At 57.4% G+C, this 15,244-nt stretch carries 14 protein-coding genes and 1 pseudogene; 3 read left to right on the top strand and 12 right to left on the bottom strand.

What is annotated here, in order from left to right; translation table 11 throughout:
* Positions 1 to 1,047 precede the first annotated feature (1,047 nt).
* Positions 1,048 to 1,434: a hypothetical protein gene (locus NKH19_RS31625; protein ID WP_352983647.1), complete on the bottom strand. Its 387-nt coding sequence runs from the start codon at positions 1,432 to 1,434 to the stop codon at positions 1,048 to 1,050.
* On the bottom strand, positions 1,424 to 1,957 hold the full coding sequence (locus NKH19_RS31620; protein WP_352983644.1) for an AbiU2 domain-containing protein: 534 nt from the start codon (positions 1,955 to 1,957) through the stop codon (positions 1,424 to 1,426). The genes NKH19_RS31625 and NKH19_RS31620 overlap by 11 nt, the downstream gene beginning before the upstream one ends.
* A 387-nt stretch (positions 1,958 to 2,344) precedes the next feature.
* Between NKH19_RS31620 and NKH19_RS31615 the strand changes: the two genes are divergently transcribed.
* The gene (locus NKH19_RS31615; RefSeq protein WP_245274866.1) at positions 2,345 to 3,421 is read left to right on the top strand and encodes an Abi family protein; all 1,077 of its coding nucleotides are present in this window, start codon (positions 2,345 to 2,347) and stop codon (positions 3,419 to 3,421) included.
* 273 nt (positions 3,422 to 3,694) lie between these two features.
* Here NKH19_RS31615 and NKH19_RS31610 read toward each other — a convergent pair whose 3' ends face one another.
* The 3 genes from NKH19_RS31610 to NKH19_RS31600 all read right to left on the bottom strand — a co-directional run bounded on the left by NKH19_RS31610 (position 3,695) and on the right by NKH19_RS31600 (position 4,845).
* Positions 3,695 to 3,859 carry a hypothetical protein gene (locus tag NKH19_RS31610; protein ID WP_023680583.1) on the bottom strand — a complete coding sequence of 55 codons (165 nt, stop codon included), beginning with the start codon at positions 3,857 to 3,859 and terminating at the stop codon, positions 3,695 to 3,697.
* A gap of 6 nt (positions 3,860 to 3,865) precedes the next feature.
* Positions 3,866 to 4,060 carry a type II toxin-antitoxin system prevent-host-death family antitoxin gene (locus tag NKH19_RS31605; protein ID WP_023680582.1) on the bottom strand — a complete coding sequence of 65 codons (195 nt, stop codon included), beginning with the start codon at positions 4,058 to 4,060 and terminating at the stop codon, positions 3,866 to 3,868.
* A 113-nt stretch (positions 4,061 to 4,173) separates the two neighbouring features.
* Complete coding sequence (locus tag NKH19_RS31600; protein ID WP_352718560.1) at positions 4,174 to 4,845, bottom strand: hypothetical protein; 672 nt, start codon at positions 4,843 to 4,845, stop codon at positions 4,174 to 4,176.
* A 632-nt stretch (positions 4,846 to 5,477) separates the two neighbouring features.
* Between NKH19_RS31600 and NKH19_RS31590 the strand changes: the two genes are divergently transcribed.
* Complete coding sequence (locus NKH19_RS31590) at positions 5,478 to 7,568, top strand: hypothetical protein (RefSeq protein WP_352983641.1); 2,091 nt, start codon at positions 5,478 to 5,480, stop codon at positions 7,566 to 7,568.
* A 50-nt stretch (positions 7,569 to 7,618) separates the two neighbouring features.
* On the opposite strand, the gene NKH19_RS31585 is transcribed toward NKH19_RS31590, so the two are convergent.
* The 6 genes from NKH19_RS31585 to NKH19_RS31560 form a co-directional block, all read right to left on the bottom strand.
* Positions 7,619 to 8,245, bottom strand: a complete 627-nt coding sequence (locus tag NKH19_RS31585; RefSeq protein WP_352983640.1) for a PIN domain-containing protein — start codon at positions 8,243 to 8,245, stop codon at positions 7,619 to 7,621.
* A complete protein-coding gene (locus NKH19_RS31580; RefSeq protein WP_352872545.1) occupies positions 8,220 to 9,404 on the bottom strand; it encodes an ImmA/IrrE family metallo-endopeptidase in 1,185 nt (394 codons plus the stop codon). The genes NKH19_RS31585 and NKH19_RS31580 overlap by 26 nt, the downstream gene beginning before the upstream one ends.
* A 5-nt stretch (positions 9,405 to 9,409) precedes the next feature.
* Positions 9,410 to 10,786, bottom strand: coding sequence for a 7-cyano-7-deazaguanine synthase (locus tag NKH19_RS31575; protein ID WP_352608038.1), 1,377 nt, complete (start codon positions 10,784 to 10,786; stop codon positions 9,410 to 9,412).
* Positions 10,783 to 11,364 (bottom strand): hypothetical protein, encoded by a 582-nt coding sequence (locus tag NKH19_RS31570; protein WP_352608040.1) that lies wholly within the window; start codon positions 11,362 to 11,364, stop codon positions 10,783 to 10,785. Before NKH19_RS31570 ends, NKH19_RS31575 begins: the two co-directional genes overlap by 4 nt.
* A 222-nt stretch (positions 11,365 to 11,586) precedes the next feature.
* On the bottom strand, positions 11,587 to 12,867 hold the full coding sequence (locus tag NKH19_RS31565; RefSeq protein WP_352608042.1) for a type II toxin-antitoxin system HipA family toxin: 1,281 nt from the start codon (positions 12,865 to 12,867) through the stop codon (positions 11,587 to 11,589).
* Positions 12,857 to 13,195, bottom strand: coding sequence for a helix-turn-helix transcriptional regulator (locus NKH19_RS31560; RefSeq protein ID WP_352969525.1), 339 nt, complete (start codon positions 13,193 to 13,195; stop codon positions 12,857 to 12,859). Before NKH19_RS31560 ends, NKH19_RS31565 begins: the two co-directional genes overlap by 11 nt.
* Positions 13,196 to 13,867: 672 nt before the next feature.
* Between NKH19_RS31560 and NKH19_RS31555 the strand changes: the two genes are divergently transcribed.
* Positions 13,868 to 14,959, top strand: coding sequence for a hypothetical protein (locus tag NKH19_RS31555; protein ID WP_352983637.1), 1,092 nt, complete (start codon positions 13,868 to 13,870; stop codon positions 14,957 to 14,959).
* Between the two features lie 118 nt (positions 14,960 to 15,077).
* Here NKH19_RS31555 and NKH19_RS31550 read toward each other — a convergent pair.
* Positions 15,078 to 15,244, bottom strand: a pseudogene (locus tag NKH19_RS31550) (IS6 family transposase); the annotation flags it as partial.

Here is a 15,244-nt window from a genome sequence, read left to right as displayed (position 1 = left end):
GCGGGATCCGGCCGCCCCGCGGCGCGATAGCGGCCTTGAAGCGGACAGCCGCCGGTTCAGACCGCAGCAAACCCGCCGGGAAGACCGGCAAGGGATGAATTCGGACATCGGCATCCACGAGGAAATGCGGTGTTCAATTCCCGTGGCCACACGATCCGCCTGCCCGCCAGGCTGCGCGAGGGACGTCAGCATCAAGGTCTAGGCGAAAAAACCGTTCTTCCTGTGCCGACGACGCCGCCACGATAGTAGCGTCCGCACGAAGAACCCATCCGGGCAACACCATGGCCGCCGAGAATACGAGAGGCACATCAAGCCTGATCGGGCTGACCGCCGATAGCGTTGTCGCCTAGGACTGGCGGTGAAGGAGCTGCAAAAGCCGCGTTCCAGGTTCTTGCAGGTATCGATGGGGAGGCTGGAAAGGCGACCGGGGTAATCCGGCGCGCCCCTCGTCGATACTGATCAAGTGAGGGACGCGCCGGATTTCGGCGAGCAATGCGATGATTATTGCCGCGGTATGCTGCGAATGTTTTTGGCCCGAATGGCCCCGCTGCCTCAGCCGCAAGCTTCGCCATGAAACGTCGCGTGAGCTGGCCTCCAAAGCCCATGAGGTGGCGAGGTCATCGACATTGAATTCGTCCACCATGACCCAGGCCGGCGTATAGAGCTTCGCCCTCTTCGCCTCAGTCTCCGGATCTCGACGCGACGCCGGTCAGGTCCCGGGGCCTTATTCGTGATGGGAAAACGCAGAGGCCGCGTGCGGCCATCCTTGCCTGCGACGATTGCCATCACGCAAGTCGGCCGAGCCGTTCGGCCACTTTCTTCACCGCGATCGAATTCGCCCGCCCCTAGCAGGAATAGAGAGTGATGTGGCCGTGTTCAGGCTCGGTCATTCTCCATTATCCCTCAAGGTGACGGCGTCCAGGCCAGCGAGAATTTCATCACGCTCGGCTCCCTTGAGATCTTCGACGCGGTACGCCCGCTGTGCGCTTCGTCCCGACAATCGATCGAACTGCTCGGCGGTCAGGAGCACAAAAAGGCAGGCAGCATTCAGAGACCCGCCGGATCGATTGACCAGTTCGCGACCTCGCGATCGATCACACGCCACTGTTCGGCCAGATCAGTGATGTCCGTCTTTTGTACAACCGGCTGATCGAGGCCCTGGAACTGGTCTCCGATATATGTTGTAAGGCCCGTGCGGCCTTCATTGGCAAACCAGACCCCGGTCAGGTCGGCAACTTCCTTCAGCTGCTTAAGGGTCTTTTGCGCATCGCGTACGTCAAAATCGTCGAGCAGCTTGTTAAGGCGGCTCTCCTTGTTGCCGGCATGGGCTACGTGTGTGCTGACATGCACCGCGATTCCATCCAGGGCTGCTAGGCGGGCCTCGATCCGGGTGAAGATCGCCGGATCGACGAGATCATCGGGACTACGTGCCAAGTGGGATACACCGCTTAGGGTATCGAAATGACGGTGCGCGGCTTCGCCGCGCGGCTTCGCTCTTCATCAGTTCAGGATCGCCCCAGATGACCCCTCCCTTCGCCGCGGTGAGTTTCTCATGCTGTTCCCGGCGTAGTCGATCGAGATCGTATTGAGCATCCAGCACCTTCTCAACGTAGATCCTCCGGGTGAGCCATTCGCGGCTTGTCTCCACGTCCTTTACGACAGAGCGGATCGAATACACGCCCTTTGGGCCGTTGAGGGGAGCTTTGTCCAGAAGCCGTCTTGTGCCTAGAAGCAGGCTCGACCAGTAACCCTCTGATATAAGGTTGAACAGCATTTGGTTGAGTGGCGGACGCGCCTCGCGCCTTTCGTTTGCGAGCCGCACGATCCTTACCGTCGTCCGGAAAGCAGCGTAGTTCCAGAGGAGGTCCTGAACGGTTTTGTGGATGCCTGTCGTGTCGTCGCGAAATGCTTCACGCCAGCGAGATATGCGTTCGATCTGCTGTGCCGATCTCTGCATCGATTGACCTCGATCATGTCAATAAACTTCGCAGCATGTACTCTGATTTGGCGCAATAACGTGCAGGTTTTCGCGTATTTCACCATCCAAGCAGGCGAGCTGCCGTTGCCGACGCGTGGCGGCAGTGGGATAGAAGATGGCGATTATCAGGGGTGTTGGACCAATCCCCCTGATCACGACCGTCGATGATGGCGTCTTTGAAAGCGGCGCTCCAGGGCCGAAGCTATAACGATAACTTCGGGCCTCGTCTCAAGTAGGCTTGCATGATATCCAAAAATGAAACACCAGGTGAGGACTGGCCTGACCTGGTGCACATAAATCGGTGTCGACGGCGCTTGGCAAGCCAGTGGGGCCAGTTCGACTGCTTGGGGGAGTTATCTTCGTTTCATGGCAGAAAGTCAAGTTCCTTATCTGTACTCGCAACCCACGATGCGGGCGATCAGGGCCTCCATCTCTGAGCCACGGTTTGCCACCTACCTATCCAAGGGCGGCAACCGCGAAGACTATGCGTTGGCGCTGTATCTTTACAACGCCCGCGTCGCGAAGGCGTTCCTGTATCCTATCAACGTGGCGGAAGTCACGCTTCGCAATGCCGTCGATGAGATCCTCGTCAGTAAGTTTCAGCAGAACTGGCATCAGGATGCCGCCTTCCGGGATCATACTTTGACGCCGGAGGGTCTATGGACTCTAGACAAGGCCATTCAACGGGCGGGACAGAACGCTTCCCGAGATCAGATTGTCGCAACGCTTACATTCGATTTCTGGTCGAATCTCTTTCGATCTGAGTATGGCGCGCTCTGGCGCACGACCGTCAACCTGGCTTTCCCCCATCTGCAGCATGGGGAAAGCCGGCAGGATATCCAGAACCTGGTAAGGCCAATCAACACGTTCCGGAATCGAGTTGCTCATCACGAGCCAATTCTGGACATGAACATCACGGATATCTATGCAAAGATCGTTCGACTGACCGAATTGCGCTGCAAAGAAACCGCAGAGTGGATGAGGCATCACTCCACGCTGAGCGCGGTCGTCAGAACCCGACCGCGCCGGGACGGTACTGCGGCAAACAATCTCGCTGCGAAGCTCGACAAAGCGTTCTTGAGCGTAACTCCCGACACCGCCTTGAACGATGTGATCGGGCTTGTCGATGAGAAGCATCAGGCGATCGTATGTGTGGATAAGGCTGGCAGGCCAAAAGGTGCCTTCACGTCCGTTGATGTGACACGTTATATTGCTACCCGGGCGAAGGAACTCGACGGGTTAATTGCGCTTACCGAACACAAGGTTTCTCATCTCATCGAAAGCATCGACATCGGCGCGCGTTGGGCCTCAATGGATGAAGCTGCACCGGTAGGGTTGGCGGTGAAGGAGCTGCAGAAGCCGCGTATCCAGGTCCTTGTAGGCATCGATGTGGAGTCTGGAAAGGCGACCGGAGTAATACTGCGCGCCCATCGTCGGTACTGATCAAGTTACGGAAATGCTGGATTTCAGCGAGCGATGCGATGATTTTGCCGCGGTATGCTGCGAATGTTTTTGGCCTGAATGGCTGCCGCTGCCTCGCCGCAATCTTCGCCATGAAACGTCGCGTGAACTGGCCTAGCGGAACGGTGGACTCCAAAAGCCCATGAGGTCGCGAGGTCATCGACATTGAATTCGTCCACGATGGCCCAGGCCGATAGAGTTTCACCCTCTTCGCCTCAGGCTCCGGGATCTCGACGCCGGTCAGGTCCCGGAGCGTTACTCATCGGGAAAAAGCAGAGGCCGCGTGCGGCCGTTCTTGCCTGCGACGATTACCATCACGCAAGTCGGCCGAGCCTTTCGGCCACTTTCTTCACCGCGATCGAATTCTCGCGCCCACAGATAGGAATAGAGAATGACGTGGCCGTGTTCAGGCTCGGTCATTCTCCGCTATCCCTCAAGGTGATCGCCGTCTAGGCCAGCGAGAATTCCATCACGCTCGGCGCCCTTGAGATCTTCGACACGATACGCCCGCTGTGCGCTTCGTCCGGACAATCGATCGAACTGCCCGGCGGTCAGGAGCACAACTTTGCACTTGCCGCGCTTTGTGATTTCGACAAGCCCTCGGTATGCCGCCTCGACCACCTCGTCGGATTTGTTGCCGAGGTCGGTTAGCGTAAAGCTGGTTATCCTGACTCTTGATCTTTCCCCTTAAAATAGGCGAAATAGCTGTTTTCAATGTGGCTAACTTACCTACTTCACGAAGTACCTTCCCGATCAAATAACGCCCCGTTCGGTTGCTGTCCCTTGAAGCGCACGCGAGCGAGCTCGAGGAGCGCACAGTGTATCTCGTCCTCGGTCCAGCCGGATTCCCCTGCGCGCTCAACCAATTGCTGGAGGGCCGATTCCAAGGCGAGCTGGCATTGAAGGCCGCGGTCCGGATGGTCGACTGGGTAGCCTGGTTGCACGATCGCAATGCTTGATCGCTTCATTGCAGGCCATGGGCTCTCGCCCTTCTCCTTTAGCCAAACGAGGCGCGCCAACTCACGTGTTGTTCGTGCGCGGCTCGGCAACCGCTTCATCTTGTCAACCAGCCGCTCCAGCGATCCCGCGCGTTCCAACTCCGTAAAAAAATGATGCGGCGTGACGCTACCGAGCCGGTGCATCTCGGCCAGGTTCCACACATACGGATAGTCGACCATGAATTCGGTTCGAGGCGAGGCCTTGGACGGTTTAGCCTCGGTCAGGATGCCGCCGCCCACGAGCCGATCGGCCCTCTCAATGATTTGGCGCACTCTCGATGTCGATAAGCCATGTTCCTGCGCCAGGTCGGCGAAGCGCTTGCCCTTCAGAAACCCTTCAACCAGGGCGACATTCCTTTCGACAGTCGGGGTAAACCCCCAACAGGCCCGCAGTTTTTCCAGCATCATGCCGTTCGTTCATCCGTTGTTTGCGCCCCTGCAAACTCTAACCGGCCAAATCGGCGCTTGGAAGCCCGACGAGACACACATCGTGGCCCGGTGCGTACGTTGGGAAAAAATGCAGCGGCACCTCTGCCGCGTGGGTTCGGCGGACGGCATTTTGCAGGTCAACTTTGGACGACTTTTGCCCACTGGCGATCTCCACAATCCGTCGGCGGCCTGGTACCGCAGCGAGACCGGCTGGGCAGGTTCGAAGTGCGATACGATCCTCGCGATATCAGCCACATCTTTATCCGGGATCCGGAGACCAGAGAAGTTCGCGCTGTCGAGAGGCGCGACGGTGCGCTTGCACCGACGACGTCATGGGACCCTCGAAAGGACGGAGAATTAAACACGCGGCCATGTATCGGTTGAAGGGCTTCATGAATGAATGCCCATATGGCGATGGCTTTTTGGGAGCGACCTATGAAACGTCTTGGGGCATGCGCATTGGTTTTCTACAGCATCGCTGCGGCCACCCGGAGCGCAGGCCGCCTGCTACGACATCTCGAAAGGGCAGCCGTCGCAGCTGAGCGGCGAACTCTATCGTCGGATACCTCCGTGCCGGTGCACAAGCCCTTCTCAAAGGAGACACGCGTCACATGCGTGAACAGGTGAAGGCGCAAACCACTCGTAGCATCGCCTGTCTTTCTGATCGCGTGTCGCTTGCGACGGCGCGAAACCTGTTTTGGATGCGGACGCTACTGCCTGTGAACGACAAGACCGGCGCTTCGGAAGCCTTCGAAGTGGCACGCGCCGGCTTGCGTTCCATTTTTCCCGCTACCCGTGACGAGAGCCTCTCGTTTGTCATCAGCTTCGCAGATGAGCTGCCGCCTGAGCTTTCGGACGAAATCCCGCACTGGGCTGAAAGCTCGGTAGTCAATCTCGACAACGTTGATGTCAGCCACGGCATAGGGTTCATTCACAAGGCGTACTCCTGGTCGGACCCTGAACCCATGTCGACCATTCTCCCATACCTCGACGCCTTGGAAAATGGAGCGACGCTTGATCTGGATCTGGTGCTATCCAAACGTCTCCTCACCACGCTCCGAAGGCATCCCTCTGAAATGGGCCTCAAAACCTTGATGCGGTTTCTCGCAGCAGATCAGGCCGTGGTCCGCGCTGAAGCGGTGGGGATCTGGTTTCGGACTTTGCGTGAAGATGATGAGGTCGTGATCGCCAAGCTAAAGGATGACATGGCGCCATCGATTGCGGTTGCTCTCCTCAAGCAACTGGGACGAAATTGGTCGTCAATGACCGAGGGGCGTCGGACAGCTCTGATCCACCTTCTCGCTTATCAGGCGAAATCACCTGCGATCGCCAGTGTCTTGTTCGTCAGGCTAGTCCTGCTCGATCGTGAGGAGCACTTTGGCAAGAACCCGCCCTATGAGCTGCTTACATCGTTGATGCCGCACATTCTTCAATCCCTACCTGCCAGTGTCTCGTTCATCGACGGACGTTTTGCAAATGTGGTGGAGGAAGCGATCCGCTCTGGATGCAGGGAGCAACTTCTGCCCCTTCTGGGACGCTGGTCGGAAACGATCGTCAACAGACTTAAAACCTCGCACCTCAGTGAGTTCGATCTCGCGATCGTGGACTCGTTGATAGAGGCTCTGTCGGTTGAGTCCCGCCGGCCTATCATCAAGCAGCTCCTGCGCGTTGACGACACCGGGGCGCTGATGGTCTTCATCTCGTGGCTCATCAAATATTGGGACAAACTGGCCGACGCCGAGCGGAAATCCGTTCTGGAAAAACTTCTCGAACCTCGGCCAGACCAGTATTGGCTTCGTGCGATTGTCCTTACTTCAAGCCATCCTCCTCAGCCACTTCTGCACGCGCTATTCGGTCGGGATAGCCTGGACCTCACTACCACCCAGGCACATATATTGCTCTCGGAGCAACAATTTGATGCCGCGTTCTACACCTTCATCGGATGGCCGCAGCCGCTGTGGTGGTACGGGACACATCACCATGACACAAAGTTTTGGATCAAGGCTGTCAACGATCTTTCGTCCGACCCGGCGAACCCACTTTTCGAGGTCGCCCTGGCCGAGCTTATGAGAGATCCCGGGGCCGAACTTTTGGCCGCGATCCAAGCGGTTCCCGAAACGGCGCTCGATCGCGTGTTCAATCTGTTGTTGAATTTCACGGTCGCGACCAACAGCTATGTGAAAGAGATTTGGTCAGCACTTTTAGAACGAGGACTGGAGCGCAATCTTCAAATTTGGGCTGACAGAGTTATTGAGGTTGCTGAGGCATTCGAGGATCTCCCCGACATCGTCGACACCTTCGGCCGAACCGAATTGACCAATAGGGTCGTGGAATCTCTCGGCGCAGATTTTGAGGTTTTTCGGCGGTTTAGAGACTTTCCAGACATCGCAGAAATCGTTGAGAATATTCAGCGGGACAACGACGACATCTCCGCGGAAAGCCTTGAGAAGGTGCGTTCAGTAATCGCGCAGCAACTCTTCGATGAGTGCTTGAAAGCCGAGCCAAGGCTACACGGAACGTGGGATCTGGTGATCCGGAAACTGACGGAGTTGAAAGCAGACGATTCCACCTTGAATGCTGCAAAGGCCGAAAGGAGCAAGGCTGTTGATCGTCACTTTGCGCTCAAACGGTCACGCTCCCCTTCTCCCCCGGAGCCAGAGCTGGCGGGATGGAGAGACTACAAAACAGTCCAAGCCAACTAATTGTTTCGACATCTCTCGGTGTGCTGGGATCATGAAAACTGCTGGCGACACTAATCGACTGATCGGGCCGATGCTTGACGCAGTGCGGCCGGCAAACTGCGACACTCTCCAATCTGAGCGCCAAGTAAGTCTACAATCCAATCATGGTGGCACTCCGCAATTGCCATCCGCGCGTCCTTCAAGCTGCGTAAGACGGCTTGTGCGAGACGTTCATTTCCCAGCGCGAGAAGGATGCGATCGGATTGCAACAGGTCCGCCGTAGTGAGCAACTGGAGCGCAGGAAAGCGATCACGGGCGATACGAACTGCCTTACGTTCATCAATAATTGCTAACCCTCGAGAAGACACCGCGAGAGCCAGCGTCGCCGCCTCTCCATCATCCAGAGTAACTGCTGCGCTGCCGCTGACCAGGCTTTCAAATACCCCCTCACTCTCATCGTCAAACTCAGCAAACTGCAGCAGACCATCCAGCACTAACTCTTGAGCGAGCTCGGCATCATTTCGACCGCTAATCCGATCATGGATAAGCTCATCCCTTACGACTGTACTCGCACGCAGCGTCACGTTCAGTGAGCGAATTATGTCGCTCGCAATGCCGGTGGCATTGAGATTAATAATGACGCTCGCATCAGCAATTAGGTGAGACGGAAGATCACCGGAGAATCGAGGTTGCCGCATTGGCCCCACTTTCCTCGCCATCTATATCGCCCAGCAGATCGCGCACCTGGACCCGATCGAGACGAAGGAGACGTGCAATTTGACCCTCACTGAGGAGGCCCCGCTTTGCCGCCTCATATGCCATCAGACCTGTTCTCAGCGAAACAGACCTGCCTGCATCGTCCTTCAGATGGTCATTTATAGCCACATCGCCTAGCACTTGTTGCGCTTGCTCATCCGTAATGTTTCCGTTCTGGACAAACCAATCCCAGGTGCCTTTTTTCGTGAGTTGCAGCTCTTCGAGGCGTCGGACAAGGGCTTCGCGCGAAACATGGAAGTAATGTGCAAGAACGATCACATGACGGCGAGTTAGGCTCGTAGCACCTGCCGTCACTTCGGCGAATTTCTGCCGAACCGCCTGCGCCGGCGTCAGGAAACTTCTTGCGAATGTATTGGCATATTTTTCCTCGCGCGAGCTCTCCAGTTCATCGATCTCATAGACTTCTGCGTCTCCGCGAGTGGCCACTAAGTGACCAAGCTCATGCGCGGCCGTTTGCGTGCGGCGATCGATTGGATGGTTCGCATTTAGGAGAATGCAGGCACCTACCTTTTCATCATAGGCGAACAAGCCTGAAATTCTCGCCGCTAAACGCCTCGCATAGACACGAACACCCATTTGCAGTTCGAGCAGAGTGACGATATCCGCGATCGGCGCAAGCCCAAGACCGAGCCAATGACGAAGTTCCAAGGCGTGTTGTTCTGCCTGCTGACGAACGTCGCCAGCAAGAATGCGTCTTTCAGGCGGCAGATTGCGCACATGTTCGACACCGAGGAGAGCCTCGAGTTCGACCTCGGCCCTTACGAGTTGCGCCATCAGGTCTGCTGCTGCCGCAACGGGCTGTCCTTCGTTTTCGGTTAGTCTCCTAAATTTTGGTGTAAGCTCGACGTGGATCGCTTCTTTACGGAGCAACGCGTTGGTGCTGGTGTCCAGAAAGCGTGCCAGCTTTTGCAACTCGCCAATCTTTGCGCGCCGCGCCCCTTTTTCCATCGCGACCAAGGTGGTGCGTGCCACACCGATAGCCTGGGCAGCGTCTGCCTGGGTCTTGCCTGCATTTTCACGTGCGATACGAATTCTCTCGCCTACTTCCCCAGCTGAGAGCTGATCATCGGCTCCGTTCATCGCAGTCAAGCCAACCACCGAGCAACAAATGATCTAGGACCCAGATCTTTCGTAAATGCCATCCATTCAATCCTATGCCGTTCAAGAAGACCGAAGAGCTCGCCTTCCGCATCCGCATGCGACATGTCCAGTTCTTCGGACAATTGCCAAGCGTGCCGGCTCATGCGTTTCCGATGGGCAGGCGAAGAGCTCAAATCGGCCAAATGATCAAGGTGCAGAGATCCGGCGACGGCATACTGCTCCATCGCCCCCGTTATCTTGTCGAACCCTTTGGCAGCTCCTTGAGCAAACGCAGGAACAGACAACTCTTCCCAGATGTAGTTCTCTTTCGGCTCGTCGACACCGGCCGCGTGAAAGCTGAGTCTGCGGAGCATACAAGCGGCGCAGATGCCGCAGTGGCGCCATTTATGATCTACGGAGGAATTCCGGTTCTGCTGCCAGCACGAACGGGTCTCGATCCACTCTTTCGGCTCGATGGGAAGGGCTGCGAATTCGCGAAGCGTCTCACCTTTCGTTTTCCACAAGCGCGGAAGCCGGTACACGACTTGGTACTCGAAAAGCGCGGCGAACAACCGCTCCATTTTGGTCAAAAAACGAGGGTGGTTTCTGTAGTCCTCATAGCCGTGGCTGGTTTGTACCAACGATGGACCGAGCGCCCCCTGACCACTTTCCGGCATCACGATGTCATGGGTCCCGATCAGATACGCGGCGGTCGCGCTCATAAAGGCAAACTTAAAGCCGCGGCTCCGAGCGGAGGACTCTTTGAATCCGTCCGGCCCGGCTTTGATCTTGAAGGGAATGTTGAGGAAGGGGAGCCTCTGGCTGCCGCGACGGGGGCGATCGCCCTTTTTTGACCCCACCCGAATGCGGATCAATCGATCCGAACGTCCCCCCGCCGAAAGCAATGCGCTCACTGCCCGTGAGTCCAGACCATCGCTGAACGGCGTGACTATGCGTGTGGTATCACCAAATTCCAAACGACTCTGTCTACCGACGTCTTCCTCGGGAGCGAGTTGGCGCTGATAGAACGATATGTTCCACGCATCGCCAGTTAGAAATTTGAGGGCAGACATGAGCGCCGCTACGACTTTGGGATCTTGCCAGCGATCCAGATCATTGACGGGCATAGCCAACTGGAACTTCCGCATCCATCCCCATGCCGAGCGTTTGCAGGCCTTGTCGCAATATTCCACCGCGGCGATCAGAACGAGCGTGTCGAAGATTCGGCTGTCCCAATTCTTCGTGCGGTAATCATCTAGATCCTTCATGTTGAAAATGATGGATTTGCCAATCTCGACGGGTTGCCAGCCTTCCTGTGCTTTTCCGCCGGCCTCAATGACATGAACTTTGAGAGCAGGGCATTCTCCTTGCAGAACCTTCATAGGGAAACTCCCTCATCAAGCCCGCCTCGCACCGCGGGAGTTCTCGTGATGGCGACAGTACCGTCACCGAGGAGCGAACGAGCAATGCGGGTGAACGAGCCGTTCTCGTGCATTCCAGCGCTTACTTCACCCATGCGATTGCGGATGGTGCGACCTGCACCCGGCCCGCGCTCGGCTAGATAATGCTCCTCCGTCGTCCGCCCATTCGCGTCCAGACGCTCGCTCAATGCCGTGGCAATCCCGCTCTGGACCGCATCGCGTCCTTGCAAGCCTTGTTGGACTGCCATTTGAATGCATTCAATCGCGTTTGCGGCCAACGGATGTACCGCCGGGTCGTCACGTAGTTCGTACAACTGTCGCTGCAACTCATCCGGTTGCCTGCTAAAAAGATCGCTCCCCTCAACGAGCTCGACCAGCTGCTTGATCACACTACGCAGCTCTATGTGTGCGTCTTGAACGAGTGCAGATTCGGCCGCTTCGCAGACCTCTGGAATAGCGAATGCCGACTTGTACGCCCACTCGGCGACGCGCCTGTATTTGGGACGCAATGGCAGGCTTTTGTGCGGACCGTCGCTCATTCGAATCTCCACAATGTCAGCTGTCGTAAAATTTTTTCCTGACAATGTCAACTCCGGCGCGTGCGGAGGAACGTCGCTGCCCTGGCGTCCGTTGCTTCACAGGCGGTCAAGAATGATGACCCTGCCGCCTCCCGTCCCTTGCTGCTGATGACGCGTCGTGACGACGCAGGCTGCGGCAGAGCAATTCTTGGGTGAAGTTTTCCCCTCGAAAGCGCCCTTGTCCTACTCGATCATTCCTGACAGACGTTTGGGTGCGCCCTCGAATGCAAACGGGTTCAAAAACTGCCGGCGCCACATCACATTGCGTTCGACGGCGCTCAGTTGGGCCTCGTCACAAATGACGCTCCATTGTTTGAGAACTGTATCGACCTGTTTTTCGATGATGGTGATGGCCTCTTCCTCATGGAGTTGAAATTGTGCAGCTGCGGCGATGCAGACCGCGAACCGGCTCTGCCGGTTATCGCCAGCAATGAGCATGGCCTGCCCTGCTTGGTTGCCGGCCCTGCCCTGCGGACAGATGTCGTAGGCAGGTGTCAGCGTTAGCGTCGATCCGTCCCAGAATGCAGCATGGTTCCTGGCGTGGTCGTCGGTGTTGCCGCACAGTATGTTGAAGACCAGGCGTCCGAACAGCTCATGCAATGTCGCCCTCGGCGCTTCGAAGCGATGGCGGATGATTTCGGCTAGGTCCTGGTAACTAGCATAGCGCGCCATGAGTTCGTCGAGGGCCAACAGGGTGAGGGCCGAGACCATACCCTTTCGAAGCCACCCCGCCTTGCCATGCACCCGATCGAAGCGCTGGATCAGCAGTACATCCTTACCTGCGGCTGCGACGAGGCGCACCGGGGCAACGGTGAGCCCGACTAGGTCGGCCAGACGCATGGCTACGAACTCGGCCTTGACAACGTTGAGGACGTCGGTGCGCGACGAGAACTTGGCGATGTATTTCGCCCCGCATTCCGCGATCATCGCCTTTGGTCTGGCGCCCCCAAGGGAACTGCCGTGAAACAGGGCCTGATCGAGTTCCGCCGTGATGGGGACACCGGACTCGACCCGTTCGGCGGCCGTGAGAAGCTCGTCGAGCGAGGCGGCTTTCCCCTGCCTTGGCTCATAGACCGTGGCGGAGCGCTGAAAGTCGAGGGCGCCCACCCGGTCGGAACCGGACTCGATGAGATAGGTGAGCTCATCAAGCTGGCCGACGTCCAGGGCAGCGCCCTTCTGGCCGAATTTGCGGTTGACGATGACGCGCCGTCCCCACGCATCGGGCGCCGCATCGCGCAGACTGTTAGGCATGGACAGTCCGGCGGTCAGCGGCAGAATTCCAGCTTCAAGAGGAAGCTCCGGCTGGTAGATAGGGATCGCATCGTCCCGCTGGAGATAGCTGCGGCCATAATTGAACACCAACGTGTTGCCGGCACGCCCGAGCAACCCTGCCACAACAGGTGAGATTTCGCCTGGCAGCCAAATCCAGACATAGACCTCGTCCAGAGGCGTGTCAGAAGTCATCTTTGAGGGCCTTCTTTGGTGTGCGCACGGATTGCGGCAGCAGGGTCAGGACCTGTTCATTCGAATTGACCCTTAGCGTCATCGTCACCTCGCCCGCATCGAACAGCCGAATGCCAAGGATGGCCGCCGCCTCGAAAACTGCACCGATTGCGCAGCCCATATCGCCGCGCTCGATGCGCTGGACCAAGCCGCGCGACAGCCCGGTTCGCTCCGCGAGTTCCGCAATGGTTAGCTTTCGCTCGATGCGTGCAAGCCGGATCGACTGGCCGAGAAGCTTGACAGCTTGGGTGCTGTAGCGCGAAAAGGACCGCGCAGTCGGTTTGACCATTGCATTGTTCCATTAATGGGTCGCTAACCTACTTTGTGCTCTGTTGATGAACATATACACCAGCCTGCGACATACGACAATACGCCCCATAAATCGATTTTTAGATAGCTTCCAGACCTGTTAATGGACCATCTTACAGAATAGTGGATATCGGCACCAGGACACCCATCCGGTCGGAAGGCGCAGCCTCGCTCATGGCCTTGGAGGCGAACGCATTTTGAGGCTTCGAGGTCGCGCGGCGTCGCCCGTAAGACCGTTGGTGATTTGCAGGTGCCCGATGGGACGTCGCGACGCGTCCCATTCGTTTCGCGCTCCAATCGCCCGGTTGCTCGATCACGCGATGCAAGCTCGTCGGAGGTGTCCCGCTCCAAAAGTAGGCATTCGACGTCGGGGGTTGACCAAGGAAGTATCATCACACATGCCGTCGAAAATCTATGCCGGAGCCATCATGTCCGATGCATGAGATCATCACCCGTATGTATCAACCGCTTGGCGGGTTCGCCGAGCCCCACGGCACCAGGGCACAGGGGCATCCGTCGAAACGGCTCTTTGCTTACCGACGGATGACTGTTTAGCTGGGCGCTAGGTTGACAAACTGGGGCAAGGGCCCAATATCAACCCTGACTATCAACCCGTCCGATCATCCAGACGGAACGAGGATCGGAGATAGACATGGCATCCAATGAACTCACAAGCGCGTTGATGGCGGCGGCGGACCTGAGTGGAGCTGGCAGGTCAATCCTGGACCAGTCGCTTCGAGAGGTTTTGCTTCGCGCCGCTGGGCGACCAGAGCCGCATCAGTATCTGTCAGGCAGCTGGCTACTTGGTGGCAACTATCAACCGATGGAAGCAGCGGTGGCTTCCTTGCTGGAGCACGGTCGGGCAGAACCTTATGACATCGACCTGGTTCATGTGCTGGAGAGGGAGCGCAGCGACGTCGCCTCGGTTGCGCGGTTTGGTCACCGTGTCGAATGCGCTTCGCTTCATATGTATGTTGCGTTCGACAAGGCGCACGTCGTGGACTTCGAGCTACCCGTGGCGCGCAATGTAGTGAAGCCAACGCATGGAATCAGTGTGTGGTACTACAGCTTGGTGAACACGACGTTCAACCGCTATCGCGAGCTCAAATGCGCTTTGCTGCATAAGTGGTCGCCGCCTGTCGAAGTCGAACCCCTTACCTACTATGCATTCCGCATGCTGAGCGAGATAACGCCGGTGGAAAGCCAGCTGCGCGATCTCTTCGTCAAGGATCGGCCGCGCGCTTTTCACGAACTGACACGTCACCTGGACCTGGTGGCGGACCAGTTGAAGGCCGCGATCGAGCTGACTGGTGAACTCGAGACAATTGCATCAGACGATGCGAGCGAGGAAGAGGCGCGGCTCAAGGCAGTCCAGACGGAATTGCTCGGCAAGGCGGGGAAATCGCTGTCGCTGACCGAAGCCGCAAAGCAGCTCGGCGTTTCCCGACAAGCCCTGCACAAGCGCATTGGACTTGGGACGGCGCTCGGCTTGATGCGCGGTTCCGAATTGGTCGTGCCCGAGGCGCAATTCGTCATTAAGAATCGCAAGGTCAAGATCGTCGATGGTCTGGGCGCCGTCATGCGCGAATTCGACGCCTCTGGCGCTGGTAGATGGTCGGCGTTGCAATTCCTGATCGAAGTCGACCCTACACTGCAACGAACGCCGCTGGAGACACTCAAGGCGGGTGAGCAGGATGCGGCTGTTCGAGCGGCGAGAGCTTATCTCAGCCTCGACGAGGCGTGAGAGATTCCGCCGTGCCAACCTACACGTTCCCGTCAGGAGTAAAGACGATTTCAGTTCCCGCCGGGGCACTGTAAAGTTATCAGCGGATTGATGCAGCGATAGCTGGCCGGGACGGCTGTCACGCTGCGGCGAGACACGCGATTTTGTTCCAGATTTGCATGGCGGCGTTACGCAGGTCTCGATGTTGAGCCGATGACAGGGCATTGCGGGGAAAGTGGAACAGGTTGGCAATCGGATCATGGATGGAAACGAACCGCTGAAGCTGGCGTGCCGACTTGAAGCGTT

Origin of the sequence: Mesorhizobium sp. M1338 (assembly GCF_040318045.1) — a bacterium.
Classification (GTDB): Bacteria; Pseudomonadota; Alphaproteobacteria; order Rhizobiales; family Rhizobiaceae; genus Mesorhizobium.
The sequence above is the reverse complement of the archived record's forward strand: the minus strand, read 5'-3'. Positions and strand labels throughout refer to the sequence as shown.

Bases quoted from the DNA above. Each gene is read 5' to 3' on its own strand.
- NKH19_RS31620 (WP_352983644.1), bottom strand. From the start codon at position 1,957: ATGCAGAGATCGGCACAGCAGATCGAACGCATATCTCGCTGGCGTGAA.
- NKH19_RS31560 (WP_352969525.1), bottom strand. From the start codon at position 13,195: ATGGTCAAACCGACTGCGCGGTCCTTTTCGCGCTACAGCACCCAAGCT.
- NKH19_RS31615 (WP_245274866.1), top strand. From the start codon at position 2,345: ATGGCAGAAAGTCAAGTTCCTTATCTGTACTCGCAACCCACGATGCGG.
- NKH19_RS31570 (WP_352608040.1), bottom strand. From the start codon at position 11,364: ATGAGCGACGGTCCGCACAAAAGCCTGCCATTGCGTCCCAAATACAGG.
- NKH19_RS31555 (WP_352983637.1), top strand. From the start codon at position 13,868: ATGGCATCCAATGAACTCACAAGCGCGTTGATGGCGGCGGCGGACCTG.
- NKH19_RS31575 (WP_352608038.1), bottom strand. From the start codon at position 10,786: ATGAAGGTTCTGCAAGGAGAATGCCCTGCTCTCAAAGTTCATGTCATT.
- NKH19_RS31565 (WP_352608042.1), bottom strand. From the start codon at position 12,867: ATGACTTCTGACACGCCTCTGGACGAGGTCTATGTCTGGATTTGGCTG.
- NKH19_RS31585 (WP_352983640.1), bottom strand. From the start codon at position 8,245: ATGCGGCAACCTCGATTCTCCGGTGATCTTCCGTCTCACCTAATTGCT.
- NKH19_RS31600 (WP_352718560.1), bottom strand. From the start codon at position 4,845: ATGATGCTGGAAAAACTGCGGGCCTGTTGGGGGTTTACCCCGACTGTC.
- NKH19_RS31580 (WP_352872545.1), bottom strand. From the start codon at position 9,404: ATGAACGGAGCCGATGATCAGCTCTCAGCTGGGGAAGTAGGCGAGAGA.
- NKH19_RS31610 (WP_023680583.1), bottom strand. From the start codon at position 3,859: ATGACCGAGCCTGAACACGGCCACGTCATTCTCTATTCCTATCTGTGG.
- NKH19_RS31590 (WP_352983641.1), top strand. From the start codon at position 5,478: ATGCGTGAACAGGTGAAGGCGCAAACCACTCGTAGCATCGCCTGTCTT.